This is a genomic window from Paenibacillus sp. oral taxon 786 str. D14 (assembly GCF_000159955.1).
In the GTDB taxonomy this organism is placed as follows: domain Bacteria; phylum Bacillota; class Bacilli; order Paenibacillales; family Paenibacillaceae; genus Fontibacillus; species Fontibacillus phoenicis.
In genome coordinates this window covers 402,936-407,061 of record NZ_GG695973.1, presented here as the reverse complement: position 1 = coordinate 407,061, position 4,126 = coordinate 402,936, and the positions used below count along the sequence as shown (strand labels likewise).

Below are 4,126 nucleotides of genomic sequence, written 5' to 3'. Positions count from 1 at the left end.
TATCCTGGAAGGAAGGATATATGTTTTGCATATTTCCTTCTCTTCCGGGGAAACCAACTCTTATGGAGAGGTGTCCGAGTTGGCCGAAGGAGCACGATTGGAAATCGTGTAGGCGTCACAAGCGTCTCGAGGGTTCGAATCCCTCTCTCTCCGCCAGCAAGGACTTGAATATGGCCCGTTGGTCAAGGGGTTAAGACACCTCCCTTTCACGGAGGTAACAGGGGTTCGAATCCCCTACGGGTCACCATCTCTTTTCTTTAGTCATCCCAGATCTGGAGGCTTAGCTCAGCTGGGAGAGCATCTGCCTTACAAGCAGAGGGTCGGGGGTTCGATCCCCTCAGCCTCCACCATACTTCTTATTACTGACGCGGGGTGGAGCAGCCCGGTAGCTCGTCGGGCTCATAACCCGAAGGCCGCAGGTTCAAATCCTGCCCCCGCAATTATCCTCTTCAAGAGGATGGCATTATTCTCGTGTGGAGCCGTGGTGTAGAGGCCTAACATGCCTGCCTGTCACGCAGGAGACCGCGGGTTCGAATCCCGTCGGCTCCGCCATTTATCTTCTTAGTTAAGACTTGTACGAGCCATTAGCTCAGTTGGTAGAGCACCTGACTTTTAATCAGGGTGTCGAAGGTTCGAGTCCTTCATGGCTCACCAGTTTCATATTTATTATGCGGACGTGGCTCAGCGGTAGAGCATCGCCTTGCCAAGGCGAGGGTCGCGGGTTCGATTCCCGTCGTCCGCTCCATCTTAATACGCGCCCTTAGCTCAGCTGGATAGAGCGTTTGACTACGAATCAAAAGGTCAGGAGTTCGAATCTCTTAGGGCGCGTTCCCTTTGCCGGTGTGGCGGAATGGCAGACGCGCTCGACTCAAAATCGTGAGGGAAACCGTGGGGGTTCGAGTCCCTTCACCGGCATCAAACAAGCAGATTTATTAAATCACGAATCGTGATTTAATAAATCTGCTTTTTTTGTTACAACGTGAGATGATCTTAAGTTTAATAATTACAATACCAAATGGCATCGAAGAGCTCAGGAGGAAACGATACAAAAGTCACCCAGTGAAAATTGATATAGCTGGCACAATAACTTACTTGAGTTAATGTTCGGCAGTAGCGCTGAAGCGTACGAGAAATTGTGCATTGACGGTTACTTGGTTAAGCCGTCTACTTTTGAATATACAAATGAAAAGAAATTTGGTTTCTTCAGTAATTGGCGGAGATAGCCAGGAACCAGAAATTGTAGCAGAAATTATAAATGGGTAGTATGAATTTCATAAGCAATTATTATTGCGATTTATTTGATTTAAATGGATATATTTTCTATTGATGTAATAATGTTTGACAAAAAATATTGAAATCAAATCGAATACACTATATAATATGTATGAAATTACAATATATACCTTAAGGTTAGCGGTAATCCCTCCATCATGAGTACCACATTTACTTCTTTTACAATAGTACAGCCAACCCAGTTACCCCCTCTCTTCTTCGACATTTAATTTGCAGTTTCTGTCTTGCGTCGATGTTGTAAGATGTTAGCTTTAATGTGCCGGCCGGATCAATAATCGGGTTGTTTATTGGTGATAACGGGGCAGGCAAATCAACGACATTCAAAGTAATCCTGGGAGTAGTATCCAAAAGATAGCGGTATAGTAAAAATATTCGGTGAAGATAATTTAGAAAAGCACGTCAAAGTCAAGGAAAGGATTGGAGTCGTTTTTGATCCAATGAATCTGCCAGCTCACCTTACAATAAGGCAGATAAATAACGTTTTTAATTAACTATGAGGAGGATCGCTTGCTCCCCGTAAGCAACGTCATACAGGTGTACGCATTTACAGGCGGACAACGCAGAGTTTCCGCTTCAAACAAGCAATGTTTAGAAGGAGCGTAAGAAAGGTATAAGTCGAAGTGTTTATATATTGAATGGTTTGATTAAATGAAGCAGCTATTGATGTTCAATAATGACTGATTGTATCAAGAATATCAGAAGGGTATCTGATATCTGGTATCTTGCTGCAATAAATAAGAGTCGATTTCCATATTGCTTTTGGAGGCGCGATGGAAATCAACTCTGCACGCTCTTTGCTATGTTCAAAGCAAACAGCCTAGTTACTATTATAAGATAAAAAAATGTTTTGTACATAGTTGATAGAGTAGGCTTTTAGAGAAGAGGGACTTAGTCTAAAAAGATAGATTTAGATTTTCTTGTAGGGTTAGATGTGTTGTTTTTTAGTTGGAATGAAAACTTTTAAAGAGGTGAAAAACAGTGATCTCAAAAAAGATGAAAGCATTAACTGTATTTAGTCTTTTGGCATCTTTATTATTTCTTAGTCTTAATTCAGGTGTTTATGCATCGGAAACGAATCTTTCAAAAAGTACATTAGATGAAATTTCTGCTGTTTATGACTCCCTACCAAAGAATTTGAAACAAAATAAGGCCAATCTTATTAATGAGAACATTATGATTTATGATGAAAGCGGCCGAATTAAAAATGAAATCCATTCTGACGGACGAATTTACGATATTCAATGGGACAATGATAGAATTATTCAAGTTACTGACACAGCAGGGTATAAAACAGTATACGACTATTCTAAGAATGGACGTTGTTGAGAATATTTTTTATAACAATCAACTGCAGACATCTTACTTTCGGGAGAAAGAGCTGTATCAAATAAATCTTGGAAAATTCAGCAATGCAGAAACAACTTTGAAAGATGAAATAGCTAAACAATATTCCCAAGGGCTAGTTGACAGTTCCACTGTTAATAGTCTCGAGAATAGTTCTGTTACTCCTTTTGCAGTTGTTGATTATTATGTTGCCGGCAAAAGGATGAATTCACTATTATCCTCAAGTGATTTTCTTTACAACAATGACGACGCAATGACTGAAAGTGAAATTCAGAGTTTCCTTACAAGTAAAAATTCTGTTTTAAGGAATAACATTAAGATTTACGCTATCAATTCTAGTGGTAATGCTTATGATACTGGTAGAACAGTAAAACCTTCAAAGGTTATTAGTGATGCAGCAAAGAATGCGGGTATTAATCCTCGAGTGATACTGGTTACCCTACAGAAAGAAAGCAGTCTAGTTACCAGTACAGATACTAACGTTAACAGAAGAGCATTTCATTACGCTATGGGCTATGGAGCGACGGATAGTGGGGATATTACCACGTACACCGGTTTTGATAAGCAGGTCGAACTTGCCAGTGCGTGGATGTATGATAAGTGGCTGCATGATTCCAAGCTAGATGTGTTTTTGACTGTTAATGGCGGTGTATCAAAAACATCTGGTGGTGTGACTTATGCTGGGAAAATACAGGTGGACACTTTTCCAGCATGGGTATTGTATACGTATACTCCACATGTAATTGACTATTCTTTATTACCGACAATAGGTGGCGGAAACTATTTATTCCTGAAAGTCTTTGAAGGCTGGTGGAGTAGCTGGTATGATTGAATATGAATAAAGAATAATTATAAGTTTCCCAGTGACGCTCTACCGATATCTAATTAGGATATCGGTAGCAGCGTTTTGTTTACAAAAAATACATGCGAGAGGATTTTTTATAATAAATGAAAAAAATTTTAATTGCTATTGTAAGTTGTCTGATTTTAATAGGCGTACTTTATTATATCAACTCTGATCCAAAGCGAGGACAAGAAGATCTTCAAGCATTATTCAACAGGTGGGATAGAGGAGAAGTAGAGGATTCAGAGAAAACAAAGATCATGAACACACTAGCCGATAGATTAAGGGAAAATCCACAGTTTTCTATTAAAGAGATAGAAGAAATATCAAATTTCTTTTCATTTTTTGAAGCTGATTCCTTAAAAGTAATTCAGTACATTGAAAATCCGGAGTTTTACGGCTCCAGTGGTAGGGAGAGTTTTCACATTGTGGTCTATAACGATCTGGTCGAGATCATCGACAGTCGAGGGAGTATGCGGATTGAAGATATAAAAAGGCGGGACGAACACCTTTATTATGTTTATGCCACTGATTATAAAATAACGAATATAACAGGTATCCACATATTTAAGATTGAGATCGAGGATGGACAAACCCTAGACTGGAGTTCTTTGATTAATAAAGAAAGGTTGACTGACAATTTTC

3 protein-coding genes, 9 tRNA genes and 1 pseudogene are annotated in these 4,126 nt (G+C 39.6%); all 13 read left to right on the top strand.

Annotated features, from left to right (window positions below):
• The first annotated feature begins 64 nt into the window (after positions 1-64).
• A tRNA-Ser gene (locus POTG_RS08555) sits at positions 65-156 on the top strand.
• Between the two features lie 16 nt (positions 157-172).
• A tRNA-Glu gene (locus POTG_RS08550) sits at positions 173-247 on the top strand.
• A gap of 27 nt (positions 248-274) precedes the next feature.
• A tRNA-Val gene (locus POTG_RS08545) sits at positions 275-350 on the top strand.
• 16 nt (positions 351-366) lie between these two features.
• Positions 367-440 (top strand) — tRNA-Met (locus tag POTG_RS08540).
• A 35-nt stretch (positions 441-475) separates the two neighbouring features.
• Positions 476-552 (top strand) — tRNA-Asp (locus POTG_RS08535).
• Positions 553-578: 26 nt separating this feature from the next.
• Positions 579-654 (top strand) — tRNA-Lys (locus tag POTG_RS08530).
• Between the two features lie 16 nt (positions 655-670).
• Positions 671-745 (top strand) — tRNA-Gly (locus POTG_RS08525).
• Positions 746-754: 9 nt separating this feature from the next.
• Positions 755-828: transfer RNA gene (locus POTG_RS08520), tRNA-Arg, on the top strand.
• An 8-nt stretch (positions 829-836) separates the two neighbouring features.
• Positions 837-915: transfer RNA gene (locus POTG_RS08515), tRNA-Leu, on the top strand.
• Between the two features lie 619 nt (positions 916-1,534).
• A pseudogene (locus POTG_RS23130) lies at positions 1,535-1,778 on the top strand (ATP-binding cassette domain-containing protein); the annotation flags it as partial.
• A 493-nt stretch (positions 1,779-2,271) separates the two neighbouring features.
• Positions 2,272-2,619 (top strand): hypothetical protein, encoded by a 348-nt coding sequence (locus POTG_RS23765; protein ID WP_157273363.1) that lies wholly within the window; start codon positions 2,272-2,274, stop codon positions 2,617-2,619.
• Positions 2,606-3,469, top strand: a complete 864-nt coding sequence (locus tag POTG_RS08510; protein ID WP_157273362.1) for a hypothetical protein — start codon at positions 2,606-2,608, stop codon at positions 3,467-3,469. Before POTG_RS23765 ends, POTG_RS08510 begins: the two co-directional genes overlap by 14 nt.
• Before the next feature lie 116 nt (positions 3,470-3,585).
• Positions 3,586-4,126 (top strand): hypothetical protein (locus tag POTG_RS24280; protein ID WP_036644740.1); only part of this gene is annotated, 541 nt, incomplete at its 3' end.